The following is a 24,826-nucleotide window of genomic DNA, read 5'->3' on the forward strand; positions in this document are numbered from 1 at the left end:
CTCGTTCGGTCACCTGCTTGACGGCTTCAATCTTGAACTCTTCGGGGAAACGCGGTTTGCTCATGACACCTCCTTGTAGGGCCTAGTGTGAGGCTCTTGCGGTGTCTAGGAAAGCGGGGGCGATTCACCAAGCCTTGGCGATGACATGCGAAGCCCGGTGTTTACTGTGAGGTATTGCGGTTGTTCTTGCCTGCTGCATTTTTCTCCGTAAGCGCTGGGTTTCACTGCATTTATGCTTTATATGTTTTATGGCACAGTCTCTAGGGATCGCCTATGTTAGCGTAATCGCGTAATCCGAATGCTCCTCCATGTCGTCTTAGTTCAGCCGATGTCCCGGCACTTCCAGCTCTCATCGATGCAGCATTGGCCAATGTAGCCATTCTCCCAAAGGGATGGCGCGGAATTCTACATCATGCTTGGCATATTGCCCCCTCCCCAAAGTCAAACCATGGCTTAGGTCGAATCGACCTGATATGCCGAGTTAAACGGCAAACCATTGCAGCAACTGCGGATCCGAAAAACAGGCCATGGATCTTTAGTGAATAGACCTGTTTTTTATTTGCTATGGTTAAGCGACAATCGGCCGATATGCTCGGAAGCAATGGGCAAGGGGTAGTGATCGGGCGCTTTCGGAAACCTTGGAAGAGGGGCCGCGATGAAATCCTACGCAGCGGAGTTTCTGGGTACTTTCTGGCTGGTGCTGGGCGGATGCGGCAGCGCGGTGTTGGCGGCGGCGTTTCCCAATGTGGGCATTGGCTTTGCTGGCGTGGCGCTGGCTTTTGGCCTGACGGTGGTGACCATGGCTTACGCTATCGGCCATATTTCCGGCTGCCATTTGAATCCGGCGGTGTCCATCGGGCTGTGGGCGGGCGGTCGTTTTCCCGCTAGGCAGCTCGGGCCGTACATCGTGGCGCAGGTGTTGGGCGCGATTGCGGCGGCGGCGGTGCTGTACGTGATCGCCAGCGGGGCGGCCGGTTTCGATGTGGCCAAGGGCTTTGCGTCCAATGGCTATGGCGAACACTCGCCGGGCGGCTATTCGCTGTTGGCGGCCTTGGTGTGCGAAGTGGTGATGACCATGTTTTTCCTCTTGGTCATCATGGGTGCCACCGACAAGCGCGCGCCGGCGGGTTTCGCGCCGCTGGCGATAGGCCTGGCGCTGACGCTGATCCATCTGATCAGCATTCCGGTCACCAATACTTCGGTTAATCCGGCGCGCAGCACCGGCGTGGCCTTGTTCGTCGGCGATTGGGCGGTGCGGCAGCTGTGGCTGTTCTGGCTGGCGCCTATCATAGGCGCGGCGCTGGGGGCGCGCGTGTATCGTTGGATTGCCGGCGAATCGGAGTAAGTTGTTCATCCACCAGGAAGGGCGGCAAGCGCCGCCCTTCGCCGATGTGGAACGATTACCGGATCCTGACAGCGCCATCTGCTGCCTGACCGCCGCCGCGGCTCAGGATTGCCGCGTCAATCGATGGCCCGAGGCTGTAGTCGCCTATCTGCCAGACCCGGTCATGGCAAGCGTCCACCTCCGGTTGGTGAGAAACGCTGATGATGGTGCAATGAGGCAGCTCTGTGCGCAGCAACGCGTAGCAATGCTGCTGGTTGGGTAGATCCAGGGCCGAGGTGGCCTCGTCCAGCAGCAACCACTGCGGCCGGTGCAATAAGGCTCTGGCCAGGGCCAGGCGCTGCTGTTCGCCGGCGGATAGCCGGGTCGACCAATTGCAGTTTTCGTCCAGCTGCGGCGTCAAATGCGCCAGCCGGCACTGCGAGAGCACAAATGTCTGCTGCACCGTGGAAAAGGCGTCGCTTGCCGCGGGGTAGCTGATGGCCTCCCGCAAGGTGCCAATTGGCAGATACGGCCGCTGCGGCAAGAACATCACTTTATTCAGTGGTAGGGTGATACTGCCCTTTCCCCATGGCCAGATGCCGGCCAGCGTTTTCAGCAAAGTGCTTTTGCCGCTGCCGGAGGCGCCCTTGAGCACAATGCGCTCCCCTGCGGATGCCTGCAGATTGATGCTCTGCAGCAAGACCTGCCCATCCGGCAGCGACACGTCCAGAGCGCTGAGTCGAATTTCATCTCCACGGCGTCGCGAGATTTGGCTATGCGCCAGCTCCTGCCGCGCTTGCTGTGCGGCGCGCTGAAAAGAGGACAAGCGTTCGATATTGGCTTTCCACGATGCCAGGATCTCATAGGCGTTCACCATCCAGCTCAAGGCGCCCTGCACCTGGGCGAATGCCGAAATGGCCTGCATCAGGCCGCCCAGCGCGAACTTGCCGGCGAAATAGCCCGGCGCGCATACCAGCATCGGAAAAATCACGGCCAATTGCGCGTAGCCGGCGCGCGCCCCGTTCAAGCGCCATTCCGCGGCTATCAGCAAGCGCCAGTTGGCGCAGATGGCTTGAAAACGACGGTTGAGCGCGCTGCGCTCGACATCCTCGCCGCCGCTCAGCGCCACCGCCTGCGCATGCTCGCGCAGCCGCACTGCGGCATAGCGAAAATCCGCTTCGCGCCGTTCTCCTTCCATATTGATGCGCGACAGTCGGCGGCCAAGCGCATGCATCAGCCCGCTGCCTAGCAGCGCATAGGCCAGCGCAACCCAGACCAGATAGCCGGGAAGGCTGACGTTCCAGCCAATCCGCGCCAGGCTCAGCGGGCCGGACAACTGCCAGAGTATGCCGACGAAGCAGGCCAGGGTGGCCAGATTGCGGATCAATTCGAAACCGAGATTCAAGGATGTCGCGGTCAGCGCCTTCAGGTCCTCGGCTATGCGCTGATCGGGGTTGTCCGTGCCATAGGCTTTCAACTCCAGCAGGCAATATGCCCGGCCCTCCAGCCATTGCCCAAGATAAAAATCGGTCAGCCACCGCCGCCAGCGCAGATTCAGCATGGCTGTCAGGTAAGACATCAGCACCGCGCAGCCAATGAAGCCGAAGGCCAGCGCGGCGAATACTTGCAGCAGCTGGAGGAAGCGCTCCCAGTCGTGTTGTTGCAAGGCATTGAAGAAGTCGCCATTCCACTGATTGAGCAAGACATTGCAGTAGACCATGGCGATGTTCAAAACCGTGATCGCCAGCAGCAGCGCCCATGCCATCCATCTGTCTTCCGAACGCCAATATGGCGCCGCCAAGGTCAGGAACTTGGCGATCAATCCCTTGCTGGTTGTGCCTCGCGCTTGTTGTTCATTCATGCCAAACCTCAATTCTTGCCGTCCGAGCCATCCCTGTGCCCAGACATCCTCTACAAACCGCGAGATGGATTGTCCACTCGCACGCAGCGAGAACTGTATTGGAAATAAAATTACTGTAAAACGATAATTTTTACTTGTTATACGTTCATTTTTTGTTTGATACAAAGAAGGTCGACGCCATGACAAGCCTGGCCTGGCTTTCGGCGTTTTGTAGCGGGGAAGGACGGCGGGGGCGGTGTGTGACGGAAGCGCTACAGTGAAAAAATTAAACTTGCGCAGCAATAAATTATCGTTTAACAATAAAAATAGATGGCCGGGTGACACAATAAACGACCTTGGGCGACGTTCCATCGGCACCGCTTCGCAACAACACTAAGGACAAGCGATGAATTCTTCGCGATTAAGCCGCTACTGCGCCGTCATGGCGTGCGTCACCTTTCTTGGCATTTGCGCCATGCTGCTGTTTCATCTCTTGCTGTGGCTGTTTCCCAAAGCCATCCTGGATGCCGGCTTGACCATCACCATCGATACCAGCCAGGGCTTTTATGGACTGCGCAACTTCAACCTGCTGGACGTGCCGCTTTGGCAGCGGATAGGCGGCGCAGTCATATCCTGCGTCCCCTTGCTGGTGCTGGCCCAGGGCTTGAATGCGCTGCGGCGCTTGTTCCGCTTGTACGCCCAGGGCGAGTACTTCTCTGAGCGCTCCGCGTCCTTGCTGGCTAAGGTCGGCTCCAGGGTTGCGCTGTGGGTGTTGGCCGAGATTCTGGTCCAGCCGTTGATGGGGCTGTGGCTGACCATGATGCAGCCTGCCGGGCATCGCCAGATTACTTTCGGCATGGATAGCGGCAACTTGGAGAGCTTGTTTATCGCCGCGGTGGTCATGGTGATTGCGCGCATTCAGCAGGAAGGCGTGGCTTTGGCGCGCGAAAACAAGCAGTTCATCTGAAGAAAGCATCCTGTGCCCATAAAAATCAACCTGGACGTGCTACTTGTTCAGCGCAAAGTGAAATCCAAGGATCTTGCCCACGCCATCGGCATCACGGAACAGAATCTGTCGTTGCTGAAGCAGGGAAAGATCAAAGGCTTCCGTTTTTCAACGCTGGAGGCGATCTGCAGGCACCTGAACTGCCAGCCTGGAGATTTGTTGCAATACATTCCACCGGCCCCGGGCGAAGAAGGCGCTTCCGATGAGGAGGCTGGGTTTTAGACCTCGGTCCGCCAAGTGAAGTTAGGCGCGTCGGGAGGCTTCAACAGTCATGTCGCGCTGATCTCCCAGGCTCAGGATTTACCTGCATTTTTTTGGCAAGCATCTATGCTGGAAGAGCATCCAAATGTTTCGTGTTCAAACGTAAACGCGCAAGGTGGTCAGAACGCGCGGACGATGGAGGGATATCATGAAACTGGACGATTTCAACGTGGTGGCCGATCTGATCGGCATGAAGAAGCGCTCGCGCGAGGCGGTGTGGCTGATGGAAGTGGAAGGCATGACCGGCTATTACGCCGCCCAGCAAATGGACATCAGTGAGTCCACGGTCTCCCGCGCGCATTCTCGTTTCCGTCGCGCCATCAAGCAGCTCAACACTTTGGCAGGGCATCTGCCCCTGCGCTGAATTTCCGTTCATTGCAGCCCATTGGCCCGAGGCGTGGTCTGCGCTTCGGGCCTTTTGTCGTTTGGAGCTTTCCAAGTGGCGATTGCAGCTGGATTGTGCGACGCAGAGCTTGGCATACTGATTGCACCCCATTCTTAGGCGAGGCGGCAATGGCGAAGCGGCATGGCATTGATCTTGGCAAGATGCGTGAGCTCCATCAGCGGGAGCGGGCGGACTTCCTGGCCCGTCGGCCGCGGGCGACGGCTTTGGCTGGGCAATCAGCCAGGCATTTGCTGTTTGGCGTGCCGCTGCACTGGATGGACGATTGGCCTACGCCCAGCCCTTTGTTTGTGGCTGAGGCGCAGGGCGCCCAATTGACGGATGTCGATGGCCATCGCTATGTCGATTTCTGTCTGGGCGATACCGGCGCGATGTTTGGCCACTCGCCGGCGCCGGTGGCGGCCGCGATCGCCCGCGAGTCGGCGCGCGGGCTTACCGCCATGCTGCCGGGCGAAGATGCCTTGTGGGTGGCCGACGAGTTGGCGCAGCGCTTCGGGCTGCCGGTGTGGCAGTTTGCGCTGTCCGCCAGCGATGCCAACCGTTTTGCCATCCGCTGGGCGCGCGCGGCAACCGGCAGGGATCAGATACTGGTATTCAATGGCTGTTACCACGGCACGGTGGACGATGTGTTCGTTGACCTGGAGGATGGCCAGGCGAAGCCGCGCGCCAGCCTGCTGGGCCAGGTGTATCCGCTGACCGAGCACACCCGGGTGGTGGAGTTCAATGACCTGGCCGCGCTGGAGCGGGCCTTGTCTGATGGCTGTGTCGCCTGCGTTTTGGCTGAGCCGGCGATGACCAATATCGGCATGGTATTGCCGGATCCTGACTACTGGCAGCAGGCGCAGGCCATCATTCGCCGTCACGGCAGCCTGCTGCTGTTGGACGAGACCCATACCATCAGCTGCGGACCCGGCGGTTTTACGGCGCTGCATGGCCTGCGGCCGGACCTGCTGGTGCTGGGCAAACCCTTGGCTGGCGGACTGCCTGCGGCGGCTTACGGCTTCAGCGCGGTGTTGGCGGCGCGGGCGCAGCGGGCCAAGCGGGACGCGCCGGCAGGCCATTCCGGCATTGGCACCACGCTTAGCGCCAATCGCCTGGCTTGCGCCGCGATGCGCGCCAATCTGGCCGAAGTGATGACCGACGATGCTTACCAGATCATGTTTGAGCGGGCGGAGCAGCTGGAGCGGGGGCTGCGCGAGCTGTTTGTCCGTTTCGATCTGCCATGGTGCGTGACGCGGCTGGGCGCGCGCTGCGAGTTTCAGTTTGCCCACCGGCCCCCGCGCAACGGCAGCGAGGCCGCGGCAGGACAGGATGCCGAGCTGGAACAGTGCATTCATCTGTATCTGTTGAACCGGGGACTGCTGATCACGCCGTTCCACAATATGCTGCTGCTCAGCCCGCATACCACGGCAGAAGACGTGGAGCGCTTGCTTGCGATGTTTGATGAGTGGCTTCGAGCCGTGCGCATGGCCTGATTTGTAGCAGGAGGGGCGGCTTCTGTTAATTTGCGTGTCATCGCCATCGGAGGCTGGGAGGCCGATGGTATAACCACGCTATGAGGGGAGGTCGTCCCTGCTCGCGATAAAGTGAATGCCATGCGTTTCGCCATTACGCTTTCGGATCGCTTCAAGCCGGTGCTGGATGTTTTCATGCAGGCAGGTTGGCAGCCTGTGAAGATTTTCTGCACGCCGGTTGACCATAGAATGCACCACCACAAGGCATCGGTGACGTTTGCCGAGCAGCGCAAGCTGCCGCTGCAATTGTCGCCGATGACGGCGCGCGATTTGGAAGAGCTGGCCGAGATTGGTTGCGAGGCGCTGCTGGTCGGCAGCTACAACTGGCGTATTCCGGATTGGACACCGTATTTGAAATACGCCGTCAATTTCCATCCGTCGCCGCTGCCTTTGGGGCGCGGGCCATACCCGCAGGTGCGGGCCTTGCTGGAGGGGCATAAGGAGTGGGGGCTGACCTGCCACAAGGTGGGGCCGGAGTTCGACACCGGCGACATCCTGGCGCAGGAGCGTTTTCCACTGGGCGAAACCGACAGCCATCAGGTGCTGGACATCAAGTTGCAACTGGCCTTGCACCGGCTGTGCCACAAGGTGGCAAACCAGTTTGAGCGCTTGTGGGACGAGGCCTCGCCACAGGGCGATGGCGGCAGCTACTGGCCCTTGTGGACCGATCAGGACAGGATGCTGGATTTCCAGCGCCCGACGGCGGCGCTGCTGCGGCAGATCCGCGCCTTTGGCGACTTCGAGTGCGCGGCGACTATCAACAACGTCACCATTTTCATTCACCGTGCCGAAGGTTGGGAGGAGACTCACCATTTCGCGCCGGGCAGTCTGATCTACTCCCAGGCGGAGCAGCTGCTGGTCGCCACTGCCGACGGCATGCTGCTGATCAGCGAGTGGAGTCTGTATGGACCGGATGCGGTGACAGGCAGAGGTCGGCGCTGATTTTATCCATTTGGAATTTTTGTTGCGACATTGCCGCGCGCTTGTCCTTTCTTGACATGCCGATTTGACCATTGCCGCCAGAGTGTTAAAAAATGTGAAACGCGACAGAGACTTGTCGCGTAATCAGTGAAATCGACTGAGGTCGGTTGCCAATCGCCGTTCGGACCCGCTCCGGCGGCGATTTGTTTTGGGAAGGCGCCGCGGGGCGCGCGGCGGGTTGGTGCTGGGGATATGTTCAGGATTGTGGTGGGTGTGGCGTGCATGCTGATGCTGGCTGGCGAAAGCCAGGGCGGCGTGGCGCGCTGGTATGCGGAGAGTTCGGCGCCGGTTCGTCAGGCATGCGCGTCTGTCGCGTCGTGCCGTGAGGCGCATGCATTGCCAGGCGCGGCAAGGCGGGAGGCTCCCGCGATAGTGGAAGATAATATGACGCAGTTGGCGGCGGCCAATGAGGTGATGTCGCGCAGCGAGAATATGCGGGATGCCAAGCGTTGGTTTGCGCTGGATCTATTGCTGCTGGGCGTGGGGGTGTTGTGTCTGCTGGGGTATTGCCGGTGCCTGCTGGGGCCGGAAGAAGACGAGATGTGTTGAGCCCCTAGACATCAAAACGGCGCCATCGTAAAGGATGGCGCCGTTTTCGTTCGCAGGCTTACAGCACTTCGCCGGCGTAGTCCGCCAGCCTGGAGCGTTCGCCGCGTTGCAGCGTGATGTGGGCGGAGTGGTCCCAGCCCTTGAAGCGGTCCACCACATAGGTCAGGCCGGAGCTGCCTTCGGTCAAATACGGCGTATCGATCTGGCTGACGTTGCCCAGGCATACCACCTTGGTGCCCGGTCCGGCGCGGGTGATCAGGGTCTTCATCTGCTTGGGCGTCAGGTTCTGCGCTTCGTCGATGATCAGGTACTTGTTGAGGAAGGTGCGGCCGCGCATGAAGTTGAGACTCTTCACCTTGATGCGGCTGCGGATCAGGTCGCGGGTGGCGGCGCGGCCCCAGTCGCCGCCATCGTCGTCGCTCTTGTTGAGCACGTCGAGGTTGTCTTCCAGCGCGCCCATCCACGGCGCCATTTTTTCTTCCTCGGTGCCCGGCAGGAAGCCGATGTCCTCGCCCACCGGCACAGTGACGCGGGTCATGATGATTTCGCTGTAGATCTTCTGCTCCAGCGTCATCGCCAAACCCGCCGCCAGCGTCAGCAGTGTCTTGCCGGTGCCGGCCTGGCCCAGCAGCGAGACGAAGTCCACATTGGGGTCCATCAGCATGTTCAGTGCGAAATTCTGTTCGCGGTTGCGCGCGGTGATGCCCCATACGTTGTTCTTGTTGTGGCTGTAGTCCTTCAGCGTCTCCAGCACCGCGCTCTTGCCTTCCAGCTTGATCACGCGAGCCTGGAACGGGCGGTCGCCCTCCTGCCAGATCAGCTGGTTGACGTACAGGCTGGCGACATCGGGGCCGGTCAGCTGGTAGTAGCTGCGGCCGTGCTCCTGCCACGACTTGATGTCCTTGCTGTTGCGTTCCCAGAAGGCCTGGTCGATTTCCCGCGTGCCGGTGTACAGCACGTCGGTGTCTTCCAGCACCTTGTCGTTGAAGTAGTCTTCCGCCTCCAGGCCCAGGGCGCGGGCCTTGATGCGCATATTGATGTCTTTGGACACCAGAATGACGGAACGGTCCTCATAATGGTCTTTCAAGGCCATCACGATGCCGAGGATCTGATTGTCGGCTTTGCCGACCGGCAGCGAGGAGGGGAGCGAGCCGTTGATGGCCTGGGTCTGCAGAATCAGGCGGCCGCTGGCGGCATCGCGGCTGGCGTGCTTCAGCGGGATGCCGTCGCCGATGTTCAGCTCATTGCCGCTGAGGATGTCGTCAAGAAAGCGGCTGGCCTGGCGGGCGTTGCGCGCCACTTCGGACATGCCCTTCTTGTGGGTGTCCAGCTCTTCCAGGGTGATGATGGGGATGAACACATCGTGTTCTTCGAAGCGGTACAGACAGGTGGGGTCGTGCAACAGTACGTTGGTGTCCAGAACAAACAGCTTGCACGCGCTGGTCTTTTTGCGGCCGGCCATGATGTGGTCCCCTTGTTCGTGTTGTAGCCCGGCCGGCTGGCCGGGCGGGCACTGCCTTACAGCGTTTTGACGAACGCCAGTACCTCCTCGGCGTGTCCGGGCACTTTCACGCCGCGCCATTCGCGCGCCACATTGCCATGGGCGTCTATTACGAAGGTGCTGCGCTCGATGCCTCTTACCTGTTTGCCGTACATGTTTTTCATCTTGATGACGCCAAACATATTGCAGACAGTTTCTTCCGAATCCGACAACAGTTCAAACGGCAATTCCAGCTTGGCCTTGAAATTTTGATGGGACTTCAGGCTGTCGCGCGAGATGCCGACGATGTCTGCGCCCAAGGCGGCAAATTCCGGGTGCAGATCGCGGAAGGCCATGCTCTCGTTGGTGCAGCCTGGCGTATTGTCTTTGGGGTAGAAGTAGATCACCAGCGGCTTGCGGCTGGCGGAAAGCGTAAAGTCGGCGCCGGCGGTGCCGGGCAGGGTGAAGTCGGGGCAGGGTGTGCCTGTCATGCATTACTCCTGGGTAGGGTGCAGGGGGCCGCCTTGATTTGAGCTTAGCGGATTCCCCTTGCGGTTGTCACGTATCCTGAGAGCCTGTTCTCGCGCTTTTTTCGCGTCGGCGATCCGGCGGAAATTCACCGTCGGCGGATGCTGATTGCGATCAAGGGCTTAGCCATCGGTGTCGCCTGAAGCCGGGCGGCGCAGCAGCACCAGCAGCGAGCCGCTGTGGCCGCCGGATTCGGCTTCGCAAAAAGCCAGCACGTCCGGGTGGTGCTGCAGCCAGCTGCGCACCAGCTTCTTCAGCACCGGTTCGCCTTGCGGCGAGCCGAAGCCCTTGCCGTGTATCACCTTGACGCACTGGCCGCGCGAGCGGGCGCGATGGATGAACAAGGCCAGCGCGTCTTGCGCCTGATGCCGGGTGTAGCCGTGCAAGTCCAGTTGGGCGCAGACAGGCCAATTGCCTTGGCGCAGCCGCTTCAATGTGGCTGAAGGCATGCCGGGGCGGGCGAATTGATGCAGCAGTTCCGGCGGCTCGAACCAGCCTATCGGATGCTGCGGGATTTCCTGGCCGTTGAGTGCATGCACGGCTGGACCCTGGCTGGGTTTGCGCGGGCGGGGCTTGGGCTTGGGACGCTGAGGATGGTGGCGGCCGTCAGGCTTGAGCGGCTTGACGTCGCCGAATAGCTGGCGGAAGTCCGGCTCCTCGGGCGCAGCGGGCTGCGGCGGCGTGGCCGCCCGTGGCGGGGCGGCCTGCCGCAGCGACTGGCGAAGTCCCTTCAAAGAGTCCTTGAAGGTCTTCATGATGCGGGACTCCGGCGCTTACTTCAGGCTGTCGAGATAGCGCTCGGCGTCCAGAGCGGCCTGGCAACCGGAAGCGGCGCTGGTGACGGCCTGACGGTAGATGTGATCCTGCACGTCGCCGGCGGCGAATACGCCCGGCACGCTGGTGGCGGTGGCGTTGCCGTCGCGGCCGCTCTTGGTGATCAGGTAGCCGGTGCTGTCCATTTCCAGCTGGCCCTTGAAGATTTCGGTATTCGGCTGGTGGCCGATGGCGACGAACAGGCCCATCACCTTGATCTCTTCGCTGCTGCCGTCCTTCATGGACTTCAGACGCAGGCCGGTCACGCTGGAGTCGTCGCCCAGCACTTCATCCAGCGTGGCGTCCAGCTTCAGGCTGATCTTGCCTTCCTTGACGCGGTCCATCAGCTTGTCGATCAGGATTTTCTCGGCGCGGAAGGTGTCGCGGCGGTGGATCAGGGTGACGTGCTTGGCGATATTGGCCAGGTACAGCGCCTCTTCCACGGCGGTATTGCCGCCGCCGATCACGGCCACGTCCTGGTTGCGGTAGAAGAAGCCATCGCAGGTGGCGCAGGCGGACACGCCCTTGCCCTTGAAGGCTTCCTCAGACGGCAGGCCCAGGTACTTGGCGGAGGCGCCGGTGGCGATGATCAGCGCGTCGCAGGTGTATTCGCCTGCGTCGCCCACCAGGCGGATAGGCTTTTCATGCAGATGGGTGGTATGGATGTGGTCGAACAGGATTTCGGTGCCGAAGCGCTCGGCATGCTGCTGGAAGCGCTGCATCAGCTCCGGACCCATCACGCCTGCGGCGTCGGCGGGCCAGTTGTCCACGTCGGTGGTGGTCATCAGCTGGCCGCCTTGGGCCATGCCGGTGACCAGAACCGGCTTCAGGTTGGCGCGCGCGGCGTAGACGGCGGCGGTATAGCCGGCCGGGCCGGAGCCAAGAATCAGCAGGGGGCTGTGACGGGTTGCGCTCATGTGTGTTTTCCTGTCATCAAAAGGGTGGAGACTGGCGCCCATTCTAGCAGTTTTGTTGTGACAGCAGACCTGCGGTCGGCTAAACTGCTCTTGAACGACGCTATGTTGAGTCAGGAGGTTGGGGTATGGATCCATTAAGTCAAGTCAGTGCGCAAAATGTCAGCACCAATGCGCAGGCCCTGGTGCTGAAGAAGGCGATGCAGGCGCAATCCCAAGCGGCCATGACGCTATTGCAAGGCGCGGAAGAATCGTCGCAGCAAATCCAGGCTTCCAATCCGGCGCATCTGGGACAGAACCTCGACGTGCGGGCCTGATCCGCGGCCGGCTTGCGGCACTGCCTGCTGAACAAGGCGACCTACGGGTCGCCTTTTGTTTTATCTATGATCTGTGCCGCGCGGTCATATTCAAATTCAGCAATAAAATCCTGCAACTCCCGCCCCAATTATCAATCTTGGCCTCAGTCTGAATAATCGACTCCTGACGCTGCCGGCATGTCGCCGGCGCGATGGAAACCAGGAGTCGTCATGAGTCGTCTTTCCTATTTGATCTGTTCTAGCTTGCTCGCGCTGTCTTCCGCGACGGCCTTGGCCGCCGACGCGCTGCCGCAGCCTGCCCGAGTGTTTTCCGAGCGCAATAATGGCGCGGCGGCGGCGGTGAAACTCGCCGCCATGCGCTACGCCGCATTCTGGAATACCGGCGATCCGCGTTACGCAGAACTGGCGCTGGACCCGGCGTTCATGGATCGCACCTTGCCGGAAGGCCGTCCGCAGGGCATGGCGGGGCCGTTGCAGGCCTCGCGGACATTTCGCGCCGCAGTGCCGGATTTGAAGGTGGAAGTCACCGACATGGTGCTGGCGGATGATCGCGTGGCCTTGCGCCTGCACTTCACCGGCCACTTCAGCGGCCGTTTCGGCGACAGGCAGGGCGATGGCCAGGCGATCGATTTCCAGGCATTTGATTTATACCGGGTGAAGAATGGCCGCATCGCCGAGAACTGGCATCTGGAAGACAATCTGACGCTGCTGAAGCAACTGGGGGTGGTAAAGCCATGAATCCATCCACCGACTTGTTGAGACAGCGCGATGTCGTGGTGCTGGGCGGCACTTCCGGCATCGGCCAGGCGGTAGCGCAAGCCGCAGCCGCGGCCGGCGCGCGGGTTTTTGTATTGGGCCGCAAGCCGGCGCAGCCTGGTCCCTGGCAGTATCTGCCGGCGGATGTTACCGATGCGGCGACGCTGCGCGCGGCCTTGGCCGAGATCGGCCATATTGACCATTTGGTGCTGACTGCCGGCGCGCGGATAGGCTCGCCGCGGCTGGAGCAGGCGACGCTGGAGGATTTTCGCCGCACTTTCGATGTGAAGCTGTTCGGCAATCTGCTGGTGGTGCAGCAGGCCTTGCCCTACCTCGCGGTGGACGCTTCGGTGACGTTCACTTCCGGATTGTTATCCCGCAAATACGGCGCCGGCGGCTTGCTGAAGAGCACCGTCAACGCCGCGCTGGAAGCGGCGGCGAAGAATCTTGCCAAGGAGCTGGCGCCGCGCCGCGTCAATGTGGTCAGCCCGGGCGTGGTGGATACCGAATTGTGGGGAGAGGCTGGGGCGGATAGCCGCATCGCGGCGATGGCGCGCATAGGCGCGGGCCTGCCGCTGGGCCGCGTCGGCAAGCCGCAGGAGCTGGCTCAGGCCTATCTGTTTGCCATGGGCAACGCCTTCCTCACCGGCGCGGTGCTGGATGTGGATGGCGGCGGCTTGTTGTAGCAAGGCTTCCCGTCGCCAGGGCGCCAAGCCCGGCGACGGGGCGCGCGCTATTGCTGAGGCTTTTTCTTGGCGTGGGTGTGGCGGGCCGATGCCTTTGCCGCTGGTTTGGTTTGTTTCTTGGCGGCCGCCTTCGTTTTTGCCGGCTTGGCTTTGGATTTGACCCCCGTCGCATGGGATTTGACAGGCTGGGCGCGCGTTGCCGCCGGCGCCCGCGCCGCTACCGGTTGGAAGCCGCTCAGCTCGGCCACCAGCTTGTTCACGCCGCTGCTCATGTTCTGATAGTGGGTGCCGCCGGTGCGGGTGAGGCTCACCCATACGCCGACCTCATTTTTCGGCGCGATCGCGACATAGCCGATGAAGCCGCCGCCGCCGGCGGTTTTCTGGATGATTTCCGGCGAGTTCGGCGTCGGCAGCATGCGTATCCAACCCAGACCCAACTCATCCGCCTTGCCGGCGACGTCCATGCCGCGCAGCGCGCGCAGGTCGTCGCGCTTGAAGTACATATGGAAGATCTGCTCGCGCAACTGGCGACGGGATTCGTTTTGCGGGTGCACCAGGTCCTGCAGCCAGCGCTGCATATCGCGCGGGGTGGAGTAGATGCCGCCGCTGCCGCTGGCGGCGCGGGTATCCACGCAGGGGCTGGCGCCGTAGCCTTCCATTAGTCGGGCGCACTGCGCGGCTGTAGGCGTCAGCGTGGTGTCGCGCATGCTGAGCGGCGCGGTGATCTTCTCACTCAGCAGCGCGGCATAGGGGCGGCCGGTGGCGGCGGCCAGCGCGTCGGCCAGGAAGTCGAAAGCCAGGTTGGAATACTGGGCGCGCATGCCGGGCGCGAAGCGCGACTTGGTCGAAGACAGCCATTGCCAGCGTTGCTGCTGATCCGGCCAGACGAAAACCGGCGTGTTCTGCGGCTTTTCGCCCGGCATTTCGCGCGGGAAGCCGCTGGTGTGGCTGGCCAGATTCAGCAGGGTGATGGGTTGAGTGGTGGGCGGGAATGCCACGCCGGCTGGCGCGTATTTTTGCAGCGGATCGTCCAGTTTTACCCGTTTTTCTTGCGCCAGCGAGGCCAGCACCTCCCCGGTCATGGTCTTGCTGATGCTGGCGATGCGCAGCAAGGAGTTTTCATCCGGGCGCTGGCCGCTGCCGGGGCGGGTTTGGCCGTAAAAGCGCTGTGTGGTCTGCTGTTTGTTGACCACTACCATGACCATGCCGACGGCGCGGCTGTTTCTGAAGATTTGCTCGCCGTAACGATCTATCGGGTCGGCGCTCGTATCTTTTTGAGCGGCGGCAGAGGCGAAAGGAGCGAACAGGGCCAAGCTCAGGCCGAGCAGTTTCAAAGGCTTCATCGAGTTTCCGAAATGGCTGACGGTATAGTCCGGATCGCGCGGAGCAGGGCGCAAGCCGGCTGGAATAGGTTTGTCATTATCGATAACGGGCAAGGTGGCCGGATGGTGGACGCGATTTGGTCTTCCGTGCAAAAGTTGGGCCGCCCTGCGGCGCGGCGGCGTCGCTAGCGAAAAAACAGGCCGGCAGTGTAGCGCAGACCGCCGCCGCGCGCAGGGCTTATTGCATATTTTCCCGAGGGTTCGATATTACACGGCCGGTTTGCCGGCCGGGGCGTTCAGGCTGGTGACAATTCCGCCAGCAGAAAGTCGATCAGCCTCCGTACCCTGGCCGGCTGCAGCCGGTGTCCCGGGTAGAGCAGGTGCAAGGGGGCGGGCTCGGTGAAGAAGTCGTCCAGCACTGTCAGGAGCCTGCCGGCTCGCAGGTCGGCGGCGATGTCCAGTTGCGACTTGTAGGCGAAGCCGTGCCCTTGCAGCGCCCAGCGGCGTATTACTTCGCCATCGTTGCTTTGACGAGTCCGTTGCAGGCGCAGCGAGCGGATTTCGCCGCCATCGCGATAGCGCCATTCGTTCATCGGGCCATGGCCGGTGGTGAGCGTCAAGGTGGGCAATCTGGTCAAATCCTGTGGGTGGGACGGAACGCCCAAGGTTTGCAGCAGCGCCGGCGCGGCGCAGACTACGCGGCGGCTGGCGGCCAGTTGCCGGGCCACCAGGCTGCTGTCCGCCGGCATGCCGTAGCGGATGGCCAGATCGATGTCGTCGCCTATCAGGTCTGCCGGCGTATCGCTCAGCGATAGCGAAAAGTGAACTTCCGGGTGGGTGGCGCTGAAACGGTCCAGGCAATCCAGCAGCAGGTTGCGTCCCAGGTCAGAAGGGGCGGATAGTCGAATCGCGCCGCTCAGTTGGCTGTGTTCCCGCTGCAGCTGATTCTCGCCTTCCTCCAGCAGGTCCAGCGCCTGTCGGCAATAGGCGAGATAAGTCTCGCCCGCCTCGGTCAGTCGGAGCCGGCGTGTGGTGCGCTCGAACAGCCTGACGCCCAATGCTTCCTCCATGCGCTGGATGCAGGCGCTGGCGGCGGCGGGAGACAGGCCGTGCTTGCGCCCGGCGGCGGAGAAACTGCCCAGCAGCGAGGCGTCCTGAAACAGGCGCAGGTCATTGAGGCGGTCAAACGGCATGTGGGCTCCGGGAAACAAAACAGGCCATGCGCAGGGCATGGCCTGTGTGCCGAGCGGGCGGTTTACAGCGCTTCGGTATTGTCCAGCAGCCAGTCGCGGGCGGCGCCGTCCACCAGCGGCAGCAACCGCGCGCGGACTTCAGCGTGGTAGCCGTTCAGCCAGTCGATTTCCGGCCGGGTCAGCAAAGAGTGGTCGATGCAGCGGCGGTCTATCGGGCACAGCGTCAGCGTTTCGAACTTCAGGAAGTCGCCAAACTGGTTCTTGTCCGACGCCACGTTCAGCACCAGGTTCTCGATGCGCACGCCCCATTGTCCGGCGCGGTACACGCCGGGTTCGATGGAGGTGATCATGCCTTCCTGCATCGCCATATGCGGCTCCGGCACCGCGCGCGAAATGCTCTGCGGGCCTTCGTGTACATTGAGGAAGTAGCCGACGCCGTGGCCGGTGCCATGGCCGAAGTCGATGTCATGCTGCCACAGCGGCGCGCGCGCCAGCGCATCCAGCATGGGCGACAGCGTGCCGCGCGGAAAGTGGGCCATGGACAGCGCCAGCGTGCCTTTCAGCACCAGGGTGAAGTCGCGCTTCTGCGCGGCGGACGGGGCGCCGACGGCCACTACGCGGGTGATGTCGGTGGTGCCGCCCAGATATTGGCCGCCGGAGTCGATCAGCAGCAGGCCGTCGCCCTGGATCTCGCTGTGCGCTTCCGGGGTGGCGTGGTAGTGCGGCAGCGCGCCGTTGGCGTTGAAGCCGGCGATGGTGCCGAAGCTGGGCGAAACAAAGCCAGGGCGGCGCGCGCGGGCGGCGGTGATCTGTTCGTCTATGGTCAGCTCGGTGATGCGGGCGCGGTTGACGTTGGCCTCGAACCAGGCGAAGAACTCGGCTAGCGCGGCGCCGTCCTGCTCCATCGCGCGGCGCACATGTTCGGCCTCGGCCGCGCTTTTGCGCGACTTCATCAGCGTGCTGGGGTTGATCGCTTCGATCACCTTGACGCCATCGGCCACCGCCTGGCGCAGGCCCAGCGTGACGCGGCGCGGATCGATCAGCAGCGCGCCGCCGGGCAGCGCGGACAGCGCCGGCTTGGCTTCGGCGTAATCGGCGACGCGAACGCCGTCTGCCGCCAACTGGGCGGCGAGGGCGTCGTCTATCTTGCCTGGCGCGACGAACAAGGTGGCGCTGTCGGCCTCGATCAAGGCGTGGGCGATGAACACCGGGTTGTAGTTGACGTCGGCGCCGCGCAGATTGAACAGCCAGGCGATGTCGTCCAGCGTGGAAAGGAAATGGCGCTCGGCGCCGGCCTCGCGCATCGCTTCGCGCACCCGGCCGAGCTTGGCGGCGCGGCTTTCCGGCGCGAAGGCGGCTTCATGCTGGTAGACGGCAGCGGTCGGCAGCGCCGGCCGGCCGGCGTAGACGGCGTCGATCAGGTCCAGGCCGCTGCGCACGATCACGCCGCGCGGCTCCAGCGCCGCTTGCAGGGCTTTGGCCGCAGCCAGGCTCAACACATCGCCGTCTACCGCCAGCGTCTGGCCCGCTTTTAGCGTATCGGCCAGCCATTGCAGATGCAGGCTGCTGGCGGCGGTGTCTATCTTCATCAAGGTAATGCCGGTGCCGGCCAGTTCTTGTTCCGCCTGCACCCAGTAGCGGCTGTCCGCCCACACGCCGGCGAAATCCGCGCTGACGATCAGCGTGCCCATCGAACCGGTAAAGCCGGACAGCCAACGCCGCGCCTGCCAGCGTTGCGGCAGGTATTCCGAAAGGTGCGGGTCGGACGACGGCACCAGACAGGCATCTACGCCGGCCTTGGCCATGGCGGCGCGCAGCGAGGCGATGCGTTGTGGGATGGTGTCCAGTTGCGGGGTGGTGGGGGTGTTCATGCCGGCTCCGGAGAAAATATTGTATCCATTCTGTTGCTAAAGCGAAGACCGCGCAAGGGGATGAGCGATGCTCATGCGAGCATGCCCATCGCCTCGCGCGGGAAACGGTCTTGAACCGTTGCTGAAGCAGTTAGGGCGCTTAGCGCTGCTTCAGCCGGCGCAGGCCGGGGCGGCCTGCAATATGGCAGAGCTGAACAAAATTATGCAGAAAATGCTTCATCACGGCTCCTGTATTTTTGGAATGCGCCACCATGCTTCCGGCGGCAGGGTGAATGATATCGGCATTTAATGCTTTTGTAATGAAACTGCCAGGCGTTTCTTGCCGAGAAATGCGTTTAAGCGCAGCGCATGTGATTCATTCACGATGATTCATCCGTAATGATCTATACTGGACCAGCAGTATCGGATCCTCCGATGCTCAGCAAGGAGCGTGTCATGAGCAAGTCCAGACAAAGCACCAAGGAAGCCAAGAAGCAGCCGCAGATGACCCTGAAGGAAAAACGGGCCGCCAAGCACCAAAAGAAGCATGCGCCGGACGGCGCGCCGATCATCATCCCCCACTAGGCGGGACGATGAAGCCGCCGCAAGCATGCGGCAAGGTTGAGCAACCTGACCGCCCGGAGAGGGCGGATATTCCCGGCCACCAAGCCGGACCAGCGGACAAACCTCCCAGCCCATATCCGGCGGGAGGTTTTTCATTGCGGCCTCAGGTGTTCGCCAGCATGACGCTCAGGGCGGCGTAGTCGTAGCTGGTGATTTCGTAGCCATTGCCGTCCGGGTCCTTGAAGTACAGCGACCATGACAGCTCGTGATCCACGGCCTCCAAAGCCCGGCCTAGCGCTTGTTGCAGGTGGACGCGCCAAGCCATGAAGCCTGCGGCATCCGTCGCCAAGGCGATGGTTGAGGCCGGGGCGATGGCCGCCCGTTCAAACAAGGCCAGTTTGACCCTGCCGGCGGCATCGGCCAGCGTCAACGGCCCGCCGTCCCGGCTCCAGCTCTCCAAATTTTCCAGCCTGGCCAGGCCCAATACCCGGCCATACCAGATTTCTGCGGCGGCGCGATCGCGCACGTAGACATGGATATGGTCTATGCCCTGGGTTGCGGGGATCATGTTGTTGCCTCCGTCTGGAGCTGGTTCAGTTGGCAGGCTAGCCGGGCCACGCGCCGGCCAAGGTGGCGGGCGGTTGCCAAATCGGCTGGATGCAGGTCTGGATTGGCGGTATTGGCGATGGCGCCCCATTGGCTGCCCATGCGGTTCAGACCTTGCGGGCCATGATAGCTTGGGAGGTTCAGGCCGCACCACAACATGCCGTGCTGCGAAGCCAGCATGGCAAAGTAGCTCAAGGTGCCGTGCTGATCGCCGTTCAGTCCCGAGCCGGTGGTGAACCCGGCTGCTATCTTGCTGTTCAGAGCCTGATCGCGCCACAGTTCGCTGCTGGCATCGGCAAACGCTTTGAATTGCGCGGCCGGGCCGCCCATATAAGTGGGGCTGCCAAAAATGATGGCATCCGCTTCGCGCAGCGCTGCGGAGATGCGCTCTATGGGATAGCGGCCATCGACGATGTGCTCGGGCCGGATGCGCAGCAGTTCGGCATGGCCATGCTCCGCGGCGCCTTGGCAGACCGCTTCGGCCAACTGGTGGGTGTTGCCGCTGCCGGAAAAATAGAGGATCAATACGGTGCTCATGTCGGGTTTTTCTGTTGTGGTGGATTTGCTAGTATTCATGTTCAAGTTAACTTGAAGTCAATGCGCATGAATGACACGATCACGATAGGCTACCTGGCCAAACGCAGCGGCGTGGCCGCCAGCGCCCTGCGCTTTTACGAGTCGCGCGGGCTGATTCGCAGCGTGGGAGAGCCTGGCAAGACGCGGCGTTTCCGCCGCGATGCTTTGCGCCGGGTATCGTTTATCCGCGCGGCGCAGACGCTGGGATTGAATTTGCAGGAGATAGGCGAGGCGCTGGCCAGGCTGCCGCAGCAGCGCACGCCGACGGTGGACGATTGGGCCAGGCTGTCCATGGCGTGGAAGCCGCTGCTGCAAGCGCGCATCGATGCCCTGACGCGGCTGCGCGATCAACTGGACGACTGCATAGGCTGCGGCTGCCTATCGCTGCAGAAGTGCAAGCTGTTCAATCCGGACGACGCCGCCGGAGGGCAGGGGTGCGGCGCGCGCTTTCTGCTGGACGAGCCGGCGGCGGAATAGGACTTAGGGCCGCTAACACAACCTCGAAGAGTGCCGGAGCCAAGGAGGCGCAACGCAGGATCAGGGGTTTGGTTAGCGGCTCTTATAACGCCTTGCGCAGGAAGAGGCGGCTGTGACCCGGCGGATCGCATGGGATTTCGCCAAACACCTGCCAGCCGTGCTTTTGGTAAAAGCCGGGCGCCTGGAAGCTGATGGTGTACAGCACGGCATGTTTGCAGCCGCGGCGGCGGCCTTCTTCTTCAAAGGCTGCCAATATCCTGCGGCCCAGCCCCTGGCCGCGTAACGATTCCAGGAGATGGAACAGGTCGAGAAACAGCAGGCCCAGCGAGCTGCGGCCATATGCGCCGCCTAGCACCTCGCCGCTTGCCGGATCGCGCGCCAGCACAGCCAGCGGCTGGCGGTCGTTGTAGCCGGTGATTTCATCGTTGTAACGGTTCAGTCCGTTTTCGATGGCGCTTGCCGCATCGGCGGGAACGTGCTTATGGATGGTGATTTCCGGCGAGATCATGGGCAGGGTTAGAATGATGATTTATGCATTTTAATTATTATGGTTGCTGCGTGGCAATCGCGCCAAGATAAGGGGACAGGTGTTGAGAGAGAATGCATTCCGTTGTTTCGGCAGAACGCCGGACAGCGGCAATCTGGCGCTGGTGTGCCACAGCGAGCATGCGCAAGGACTCAGCGTGGAGCGGCGTCAGGCGCATGCGCGCAACCTGTCCGCGCCGGCTTGCGTATTCGTCGATCCTGGCGTGGAGCCGGACGAGGCGGCCACGCTGGATTACTACTACCCCCATGCGCGCAGCACGCTGTGCCTGCATGCTTCGCTGGCCGCGGCGGCATGGCTGCGGCAGCGCGATGGGCAGTTGCCGGCTTTTTTGCGTACCGCCAGTGGTTTGCGCCTGCAGGTGAGCGAGGAGGGCGGGATCATCCTGTTTCGTTTGCGCGAGCAAGCCGTTGCGGGCGCTTCGCCATCGCAGGCCTGGCTGTCCGATGTTTTGGGCTGCCCGGCCGATGCCTTCGTCTCCACTGCGGCCTTGGCTTCGGCCGGCAGTCCCAAGCTGCTGGTGGAGCTGGACAGCGTGGCGCGCTTGCGGCAATTGACGCCGGATCTAGCGCGCATCGCCGCCTGGGGCAAGGAAGCGGGCGTGAACGGCTGCTATGCCTATGTGCGTTTGGCCGATGGCCTGTATCAAGGCCGCAATTTCAACCATCTTGATCCGGCGCTGGAAGATGCCGCCACCGGCGTCGCCGCGGCGGCGTTGAGCCTGCACCTGCGGCGCAGCCTCACGCTGCATCAGGGCGATGGTTTGGGCAATCCCTGCGAGTTGAGCGCGGTTTATGATGGCGCTGACGTCAGCGTGGGCGGCCGCTGCTGCGCAATCGATGGCGGGGCGGCATGATCCAGGCGGTGTTTTTCGATTTCGACGGCGTGCTGACCACCGATAAATACGGTTCCGATTTCCACGACGACGAGCGCAATGACGTGCAGGCTTTGCGCGGGGAGCTGGAGCGGCGTTTGGGAATACGTTTGGACTGCTAGCGAGAGCCGGTGTCTTCAGGAAAAACAAAACCCGCCGGCAAGAAAACCGGCGGGTTGGTTCATGAGGCTGTCAGGCCGCGCGCTTACGGACGCTCGACTGCCAGCGCCACGCCCATGCCGCCGCCGATGCACAGCGTGGCCAAGCCCTTCTTGGCGCTGCGGCGCTGCATTTCATGCAGCAGGGTCACCAGCACGCGGCAGCCGGAAGCGCCGATCGGGTGGCCCAGCGCGATGGCGCCGCCGTTGACGTTGACCTTGTCCGGACCCCAGCCCAGCTCTTTCGCCACGCCCAGCGCCTGTGCGGCGAAGGCTTCGTTGGCTTCCACCAGATCCAGGTCTTCCACCTTCCAGCCAGCCTTGGCCAGCGTCTTGCGGGTGGCGGCAACCGGGCCGATGCCCATGATTTCCGGTTCGCAGCCGGTCAGCGCGTAGCCCTTGATGATGGCCAGCGGCTTCAGGCCCAGCTGATCGGCCTTCTGGGTGGACATCAGCATCACGGCGGCCGCGCCGTCGTTGATGCCGGAGGCGTTGCCGGCGGTGACGGTACCATCTTTCTTGAAGGCGGCGCGCAGCTTGCCCAGGCCTTCGGCGCTGGCGTCATGCTTGATGAACTCGTCGGCGTCGAAAGCCAGCGGGTCGCCCTTGCGTTGCGGCACCAGCACCGGGACGATTTCGTCCTTGAACTTGCCGGCCTTCTGGGCGGCGGCGGCGCGTTGCTGCGATTGCAGCGCCAGCGCATCCTGCTCTTCGCGGCTGATGTCGTACTTGGCGGCGACGTTTTCGGCGGTGATGCCCATGTGGTAGGCATTGTAGGCATCGGTCAGGCCGTCGTTCACCATGGTGTCCACCAGCTGGGCGTTGCCCATGCGGAAACCGTCGCGCGAGCCCGGCAGGATGTGCGGGGACAGCGACATGCTTTCCTGGCCGCCGGCGATGACGATCTCGGCGTCGCCCGCCAGGATGGCCTGGGCCGCCAGATGCACGGCGCGCAGGCCGGAGCCGCACACCACGTTCAGCGTGGTGGCCGGGGTGGTGACCGGCAGGCCGGCCTTGATCAGCGCCTGACGCGCCGGGTTCTGGCCGCTGCCGGCGGTGAGCACTTGGCCCAGGATCACTTCGCTGACCTGCTCCGGCTTGACGCCGGTTTTTTCCAGCAGGGCCTTGATCACGGTGGCGCCGAGTTCCGGCGCCGGAATCTTGGCCAGCGCGCCGCCGAAGCTGCCGATGGCGGTGCGTTGCGCTGCTACGATTGCTACTTCCATGTCTTTCTCCTGTAATGGACGGTCAGCCATTCGGCGGACCGCGTCTCTGCGGGACTCTATATTCGGTTCAGTTCAAGGCGGCGGCGACGGGAGGCATCGCCTTGGCGAGCACATAGCTGCCCGGCGCCGGCTGCAGCGGGGGAAGTTCCTTGCTGCCCAGCGTCTTGGGCGCTGGAACCTGCTTGCCGGATTGCGGGGCCAGCCAGGCGTCCCAGTCTTTCCACCAGCTGCCTGGGTGGCTTTGCGCGCCTTCCAGCCATTCTTCCGGATTGACCGGCAGCTGCTCGTTGGTCCAGTAGTTGCGCTTGTCCTTGGTGACCGGGTTGATCGAGCCGGCGATGTGGCCGGATGCGCCCAGGACAAAGCGGCGGCTCGGGGCGCCGCTCAGATATTTCAGGCCGGAGTAGGCGGAGCTCCACAGCACGATATGGTCTTCGCGCGCGGCGAACATATACACCGGGATGTCGATCTTGGAGATGTCGATCGGCACGCCGCACAGCGTGATGGCCCCCGGGGTGATCAGCGCGTTGTTGATGTAGAACTGGCGCAGCATGAAGGTGTGCATCGGCAGCGGCAGGTCCACCGCGTCGTTGTTCCAGTACAGCAGGTCGAACGGCGCCGGGGTCTTGCCCAGCAGGTAGTTGTTGACGACGTAGTTCCACACCAGGTCGTTGGCGCGCAGGCTGGCGAAGGTGCGTCCGATTTCCTTGCCGCTGATGATGCCGCCGGCCGCCATTTTGGCTTCGCGGCTGGCTACCAGGGCCTCGTCGATGAAGAACGAGATCTCGCCCGGCTCGGCGTGGTCGATCAGCGACGTCATGAAGGTGGCGGAGTCGAAGTATTTCAGACCCTTGGCCTGGGCCACGCACAGCGCGGTAGTCAGGATGACGCCGCCCACACAGAAGCCCAGCGCGTTCATGGTCGGTTGCTTGGTGATCTTCTGCACCGCTTCGGCCGCGGCGAACACGCCTTTCTCGATATACGTTTCCCAAGTGAAGTTCTTCATCTCGGGTACGGCAGAGCGCCAGCTAACCAGGAAGACGCGGTAACCCTGGCCGACAAAGTGGCGCACCATGGAGTTGTCCGGCTGCAGATCCATCAGGTAGTACTTGTTGATGCATGGCGGCACGAACAACAAAGGCTTTTCGTGGACTTTTTCGGTGGTCGGCGTGTACTGGATCAGTTCGATCAGTTCATTGCGGAACACCACCTCGCCCGGCGTCACCACCAGGTTCTTGCCGATTTCGAACTTGCTCTCGTCGGACATCGAGATATGGCCCTTCTGGATGTCCTCCATCATGTTCTTCATGCCTTCCACCAGGCTTTCGCCCTGGGTTTCGATGGCGCGTTTGACCACGTCGGGGTTGGTCAGCATGAAGTTGCTGGGCGCCATGGCGTCCAGGTACTGGCGAGTGGCGAAGGACAGCTTGTCCTTGGCGGTTTCGTCGATCTGGGTCTTGTCCACCAGCTCCATCATCCACTTGGAGGTTTGCAGATAGCTCTGCTTGAGGAAGCTGTAGAACGGATGTTCATCCCATTCCGGCGAGGCGAAGCGGCGGTCGCTCGGCTTGGCCGACGGCGCGGAGGCGTCGTTGCCGGCGGTTTGGCCGAGGAATTGCGTCCACAGGCCCAGTTGCTGTTGGTAGAGGCTGGATTGCAGCTGCAAGAGCTGGTTGGTCTGGCTCATCAGCTGCGACCAGGCGCCGGTCAGCGGATGGGAGGCATCGGCCTGGCCCTGGCCAAGCGACAGGGAATTGACAAACTGCTGCATCCATTGCTGGTTGGCCGCGGAAAGCCCGGCGAAAAAATCTTCCAGCGAGGCGGTGTTATTCTGGGACAAGATGAATCTCCTGATACGTACTTAAATCGTTATCGAAGCCTGTCTGAATCTGTCTGTCTGGAATGCATAGTCAAGCAGATGTACCTGCAAACTGTAACAGGATCGCATGACATTTTCACGCCATACAGCTGTCAAAAACAGTGGCTGGCGGGAAATCGACGGCTTCTGTTGTTGCAATGCACAAGAGTGCCAAAGCGCCTACTGCGCCAAAGTATGGCTTTTGC

The 24,826-nt window shown here is 62.2% G+C and carries 28 protein-coding genes; 15 read left to right on the plus strand and 13 right to left on the minus strand.

Annotation, left to right across the window (positions count from 1 at the left end; all coding sequences use genetic code 11):
* Positions 1-655: 655 nt before the first annotated feature.
* Complete coding sequence (aqpZ, locus tag JHD59_RS16425) at positions 656-1,345, plus strand: aquaporin Z (protein WP_199155010.1); 690 nt, start codon at positions 656-658, stop codon at positions 1,343-1,345.
* Between the two features lie 55 nt (positions 1,346-1,400).
* On the opposite strand, the gene JHD59_RS16430 is transcribed toward aqpZ, so the two are convergent.
* Entirely contained in the window at positions 1,401-3,536 is a 2,136-nt protein-coding gene (locus JHD59_RS16430) for an ABC transporter ATP-binding protein/permease (RefSeq protein ID WP_199155011.1), read from the minus strand.
* A gap of 34 nt (positions 3,537-3,570) precedes the next feature.
* Here JHD59_RS16430 and JHD59_RS16435 point away from each other — a divergent pair, with 34 nt between their 5' ends.
* The 6 genes from JHD59_RS16435 to JHD59_RS16460 all read left to right on the plus strand — a co-directional run bounded on the left by JHD59_RS16435 (position 3,571) and on the right by JHD59_RS16460 (position 7,878).
* A complete protein-coding gene (locus JHD59_RS16435; RefSeq protein WP_199155012.1) occupies positions 3,571-4,131 on the plus strand; it encodes a DUF2975 domain-containing protein in 561 nt (186 codons plus the stop codon).
* Between the two features lie 12 nt (positions 4,132-4,143).
* Positions 4,144-4,392 carry a helix-turn-helix transcriptional regulator gene (locus tag JHD59_RS16440; RefSeq protein WP_103320684.1) on the plus strand — a complete coding sequence of 83 codons (249 nt, stop codon included), beginning with the start codon at positions 4,144-4,146 and terminating at the stop codon, positions 4,390-4,392.
* Between the two features lie 187 nt (positions 4,393-4,579).
* The gene (locus JHD59_RS16445) at positions 4,580-4,795 is read left to right on the plus strand and encodes a sigma factor-like helix-turn-helix DNA-binding protein (protein WP_043628339.1); all 216 of its coding nucleotides are present in this window, start codon (positions 4,580-4,582) and stop codon (positions 4,793-4,795) included.
* 149 nt (positions 4,796-4,944) lie between these two features.
* Positions 4,945-6,309, plus strand: a complete 1,365-nt coding sequence (locus JHD59_RS16450) for an aspartate aminotransferase family protein (RefSeq protein ID WP_199155013.1) — start codon at positions 4,945-4,947, stop codon at positions 6,307-6,309.
* A 120-nt stretch (positions 6,310-6,429) separates the two neighbouring features.
* Positions 6,430-7,290: a methionyl-tRNA formyltransferase gene (locus JHD59_RS16455; protein ID WP_199155014.1), complete on the plus strand. Its 861-nt coding sequence runs from the start codon at positions 6,430-6,432 to the stop codon at positions 7,288-7,290.
* 231 nt (positions 7,291-7,521) lie between these two features.
* Entirely contained in the window at positions 7,522-7,878 is a 357-nt protein-coding gene (locus tag JHD59_RS16460; protein WP_199155015.1) for a hypothetical protein, read from the plus strand.
* 58 nt (positions 7,879-7,936) lie between these two features.
* Here JHD59_RS16460 and JHD59_RS16465 read toward each other — a convergent pair whose 3' ends face one another.
* From JHD59_RS16465 to trxB, 4 genes are all read right to left on the minus strand, one after another.
* On the minus strand, positions 7,937-9,340 hold the full coding sequence (locus JHD59_RS16465; RefSeq protein ID WP_199155016.1) for a PhoH family protein: 1,404 nt from the start codon (positions 9,338-9,340) through the stop codon (positions 7,937-7,939).
* 56 nt (positions 9,341-9,396) lie between these two features.
* Positions 9,397-9,849, minus strand: a complete 453-nt coding sequence (locus JHD59_RS16470; protein ID WP_199155017.1) for a peroxiredoxin — start codon at positions 9,847-9,849, stop codon at positions 9,397-9,399.
* A 159-nt stretch (positions 9,850-10,008) separates the two neighbouring features.
* Positions 10,009-10,641 (minus strand): Smr/MutS family protein, encoded by a 633-nt coding sequence (locus JHD59_RS16475; RefSeq protein ID WP_199155018.1) that lies wholly within the window; start codon positions 10,639-10,641, stop codon positions 10,009-10,011.
* Positions 10,642-10,659: 18 nt separating this feature from the next.
* The gene (gene trxB / locus JHD59_RS16480) at positions 10,660-11,616 is read right to left on the minus strand and encodes a thioredoxin-disulfide reductase (protein WP_199155019.1); all 957 of its coding nucleotides are present in this window, start codon (positions 11,614-11,616) and stop codon (positions 10,660-10,662) included.
* A 125-nt stretch (positions 11,617-11,741) separates the two neighbouring features.
* On the opposite strand from trxB, the gene JHD59_RS16485 reads away from it, so the two are divergent.
* The 3 genes from JHD59_RS16485 to JHD59_RS16495 all read left to right on the plus strand — a co-directional run bounded on the left by JHD59_RS16485 (position 11,742) and on the right by JHD59_RS16495 (position 13,372).
* The gene (locus JHD59_RS16485) at positions 11,742-11,930 is read left to right on the plus strand and encodes a putative motility protein (RefSeq protein WP_103320708.1); all 189 of its coding nucleotides are present in this window, start codon (positions 11,742-11,744) and stop codon (positions 11,928-11,930) included.
* A 210-nt stretch (positions 11,931-12,140) separates the two neighbouring features.
* The gene (locus JHD59_RS16490) at positions 12,141-12,668 is read left to right on the plus strand and encodes an ester cyclase (protein WP_103320709.1); all 528 of its coding nucleotides are present in this window, start codon (positions 12,141-12,143) and stop codon (positions 12,666-12,668) included.
* A complete protein-coding gene (locus JHD59_RS16495; RefSeq protein ID WP_199155020.1) occupies positions 12,665-13,372 on the plus strand; it encodes an SDR family oxidoreductase in 708 nt (235 codons plus the stop codon). Before JHD59_RS16490 ends, JHD59_RS16495 begins: the two co-directional genes overlap by 4 nt.
* A gap of 47 nt (positions 13,373-13,419) precedes the next feature.
* Here the strand turns inward: JHD59_RS16495 and ampH are convergent, their stop codons facing one another.
* The 3 genes from ampH to JHD59_RS16510 all read right to left on the minus strand — a co-directional run bounded on the left by ampH (position 13,420) and on the right by JHD59_RS16510 (position 17,734).
* Positions 13,420-14,715 carry a D-alanyl-D-alanine-carboxypeptidase/endopeptidase AmpH gene (gene ampH, locus JHD59_RS16500; protein WP_199155021.1) on the minus strand — a complete coding sequence of 432 codons (1,296 nt, stop codon included), beginning with the start codon at positions 14,713-14,715 and terminating at the stop codon, positions 13,420-13,422.
* 275 nt (positions 14,716-14,990) lie between these two features.
* Positions 14,991-15,887: a LysR family transcriptional regulator gene (locus JHD59_RS16505; protein WP_103320712.1), complete on the minus strand. Its 897-nt coding sequence runs from the start codon at positions 15,885-15,887 to the stop codon at positions 14,991-14,993.
* Between the two features lie 62 nt (positions 15,888-15,949).
* Complete coding sequence (locus JHD59_RS16510; protein WP_199155034.1) at positions 15,950-17,734, minus strand: aminopeptidase P family protein; 1,785 nt, start codon at positions 17,732-17,734, stop codon at positions 15,950-15,952.
* 142 nt (positions 17,735-17,876) lie between these two features.
* Here JHD59_RS16510 and JHD59_RS16515 point away from each other — a divergent pair, with 142 nt between their 5' ends.
* Positions 17,877-18,047: a hypothetical protein gene (locus JHD59_RS16515; protein WP_199155022.1), complete on the plus strand. Its 171-nt coding sequence runs from the start codon at positions 17,877-17,879 to the stop codon at positions 18,045-18,047.
* A gap of 146 nt (positions 18,048-18,193) precedes the next feature.
* On the plus strand, positions 18,194-18,322 hold the full coding sequence (locus JHD59_RS23105) for a hypothetical protein (RefSeq protein ID WP_255408125.1): 129 nt from the start codon (positions 18,194-18,196) through the stop codon (positions 18,320-18,322).
* Between the two features lie 142 nt (positions 18,323-18,464).
* On the opposite strand, the gene JHD59_RS16520 is transcribed toward JHD59_RS23105, so the two are convergent.
* Both JHD59_RS16520 and JHD59_RS16525 read right to left on the minus strand, forming a co-directional pair.
* The gene (locus tag JHD59_RS16520) at positions 18,465-18,869 is read right to left on the minus strand and encodes a VOC family protein (protein WP_103321609.1); all 405 of its coding nucleotides are present in this window, start codon (positions 18,867-18,869) and stop codon (positions 18,465-18,467) included.
* A complete protein-coding gene (locus JHD59_RS16525; RefSeq protein ID WP_199155023.1) occupies positions 18,866-19,444 on the minus strand; it encodes a flavodoxin family protein in 579 nt (192 codons plus the stop codon). The genes JHD59_RS16520 and JHD59_RS16525 overlap by 4 nt, the downstream gene beginning before the upstream one ends.
* Positions 19,445-19,510: 66 nt before the next feature.
* On the opposite strand from JHD59_RS16525, the gene soxR reads away from it, so the two are divergent.
* Positions 19,511-19,960 carry a redox-sensitive transcriptional activator SoxR gene (soxR, locus tag JHD59_RS16530; RefSeq protein WP_071108254.1) on the plus strand — a complete coding sequence of 150 codons (450 nt, stop codon included), beginning with the start codon at positions 19,511-19,513 and terminating at the stop codon, positions 19,958-19,960.
* Positions 19,961-20,042: 82 nt separating this feature from the next.
* Here the strand turns inward: soxR and JHD59_RS16535 are convergent, their stop codons facing one another.
* A complete protein-coding gene (locus JHD59_RS16535; protein WP_103321607.1) occupies positions 20,043-20,468 on the minus strand; it encodes a GNAT family N-acetyltransferase in 426 nt (141 codons plus the stop codon).
* Between the two features lie 82 nt (positions 20,469-20,550).
* Between JHD59_RS16535 and JHD59_RS16540 the strand changes: the two genes are divergently transcribed.
* Entirely contained in the window at positions 20,551-21,360 is an 810-nt protein-coding gene (locus tag JHD59_RS16540) for a PhzF family phenazine biosynthesis protein (RefSeq protein WP_199155024.1), read from the plus strand.
* A complete protein-coding gene (locus JHD59_RS16545) occupies positions 21,357-21,500 on the plus strand; it encodes a hypothetical protein (RefSeq protein WP_158248818.1) in 144 nt (47 codons plus the stop codon). The genes JHD59_RS16540 and JHD59_RS16545 overlap by 4 nt, the downstream gene beginning before the upstream one ends.
* Before the next feature lie 83 nt (positions 21,501-21,583).
* Here the strand turns inward: JHD59_RS16545 and JHD59_RS16550 are convergent, their stop codons facing one another.
* Both JHD59_RS16550 and JHD59_RS16555 read right to left on the minus strand, forming a co-directional pair.
* Positions 21,584-22,762 carry an acetyl-CoA C-acetyltransferase gene (locus JHD59_RS16550; protein ID WP_199155025.1) on the minus strand — a complete coding sequence of 393 codons (1,179 nt, stop codon included), beginning with the start codon at positions 22,760-22,762 and terminating at the stop codon, positions 21,584-21,586.
* A gap of 67 nt (positions 22,763-22,829) precedes the next feature.
* Positions 22,830-24,533 (minus strand): alpha/beta hydrolase, encoded by a 1,704-nt coding sequence (locus JHD59_RS16555; protein WP_103321615.1) that lies wholly within the window; start codon positions 24,531-24,533, stop codon positions 22,830-22,832.
* Positions 24,534-24,826: the final 293 nt, after the last annotated feature.

Source organism: Chromobacterium sp. ASV23 (assembly GCF_016428945.1).
Classification (GTDB): domain Bacteria; phylum Pseudomonadota; class Gammaproteobacteria; order Burkholderiales; family Chromobacteriaceae; genus Chromobacterium; species Chromobacterium sinusclupearum.

Bases quoted from the DNA above. Each gene is read 5' to 3' on its own strand.
- JHD59_RS16495 (WP_199155020.1), top strand. From the start codon at position 12,665: ATGAATCCATCCACCGACTTGTTGAGACAGCGCGATGTCGTGGTGCTG.
- JHD59_RS16450 (WP_199155013.1), top strand. From the start codon at position 4,945: ATGGCGAAGCGGCATGGCATTGATCTTGGCAAGATGCGTGAGCTCCAT.
- JHD59_RS16475 (WP_199155018.1), bottom strand. From the start codon at position 10,641: ATGAAGACCTTCAAGGACTCTTTGAAGGGACTTCGCCAGTCGCTGCGG.
- JHD59_RS16485 (WP_103320708.1), top strand. From the start codon at position 11,742: ATGGATCCATTAAGTCAAGTCAGTGCGCAAAATGTCAGCACCAATGCG.
- aqpZ (WP_199155010.1), top strand. From the start codon at position 656: ATGAAATCCTACGCAGCGGAGTTTCTGGGTACTTTCTGGCTGGTGCTG.
- JHD59_RS16555 (WP_103321615.1), bottom strand. From the start codon at position 24,533: ATGCAGCAGTTTGTCAATTCCCTGTCGCTTGGCCAGGGCCAGGCCGAT.
- JHD59_RS23105 (WP_255408125.1), top strand. From the start codon at position 18,194: ATGAGCAAGTCCAGACAAAGCACCAAGGAAGCCAAGAAGCAGCCGCAG.
- JHD59_RS16435 (WP_199155012.1), top strand. From the start codon at position 3,571: ATGAATTCTTCGCGATTAAGCCGCTACTGCGCCGTCATGGCGTGCGTC.
- JHD59_RS16445 (WP_043628339.1), top strand. From the start codon at position 4,580: ATGAAACTGGACGATTTCAACGTGGTGGCCGATCTGATCGGCATGAAG.
- JHD59_RS16470 (WP_199155017.1), bottom strand. From the start codon at position 9,849: ATGACAGGCACACCCTGCCCCGACTTCACCCTGCCCGGCACCGCCGGC.
- JHD59_RS16490 (WP_103320709.1), top strand. From the start codon at position 12,141: ATGAGTCGTCTTTCCTATTTGATCTGTTCTAGCTTGCTCGCGCTGTCT.
- soxR (WP_071108254.1), top strand. From the start codon at position 19,511: ATGAATGACACGATCACGATAGGCTACCTGGCCAAACGCAGCGGCGTG.
- JHD59_RS16525 (WP_199155023.1), bottom strand. From the start codon at position 19,444: ATGAGCACCGTATTGATCCTCTATTTTTCCGGCAGCGGCAACACCCAC.
- JHD59_RS16520 (WP_103321609.1), bottom strand. From the start codon at position 18,869: ATGATCCCCGCAACCCAGGGCATAGACCATATCCATGTCTACGTGCGC.
- JHD59_RS16455 (WP_199155014.1), top strand. From the start codon at position 6,430: ATGCGTTTCGCCATTACGCTTTCGGATCGCTTCAAGCCGGTGCTGGAT.
- JHD59_RS16505 (WP_103320712.1), bottom strand. From the start codon at position 15,887: ATGCCGTTTGACCGCCTCAATGACCTGCGCCTGTTTCAGGACGCCTCG.
- JHD59_RS16430 (WP_199155011.1), bottom strand. From the start codon at position 3,536: ATGGAACGTCGCCCAAGGTCGTTTATTGTGTCACCCGGCCATCTATTT.
- JHD59_RS16545 (WP_158248818.1), top strand. From the start codon at position 21,357: ATGATCCAGGCGGTGTTTTTCGATTTCGACGGCGTGCTGACCACCGAT.
- JHD59_RS16465 (WP_199155016.1), bottom strand. From the start codon at position 9,340: ATGGCCGGCCGCAAAAAGACCAGCGCGTGCAAGCTGTTTGTTCTGGAC.
- JHD59_RS16550 (WP_199155025.1), bottom strand. From the start codon at position 22,762: ATGGAAGTAGCAATCGTAGCAGCGCAACGCACCGCCATCGGCAGCTTC.
- ampH (WP_199155021.1), bottom strand. From the start codon at position 14,715: ATGAAGCCTTTGAAACTGCTCGGCCTGAGCTTGGCCCTGTTCGCTCCT.
- trxB (WP_199155019.1), bottom strand. From the start codon at position 11,616: ATGAGCGCAACCCGTCACAGCCCCCTGCTGATTCTTGGCTCCGGCCCG.
- JHD59_RS16460 (WP_199155015.1), top strand. From the start codon at position 7,522: ATGTTCAGGATTGTGGTGGGTGTGGCGTGCATGCTGATGCTGGCTGGC.
- JHD59_RS16535 (WP_103321607.1), bottom strand. From the start codon at position 20,468: ATGATCTCGCCGGAAATCACCATCCATAAGCACGTTCCCGCCGATGCG.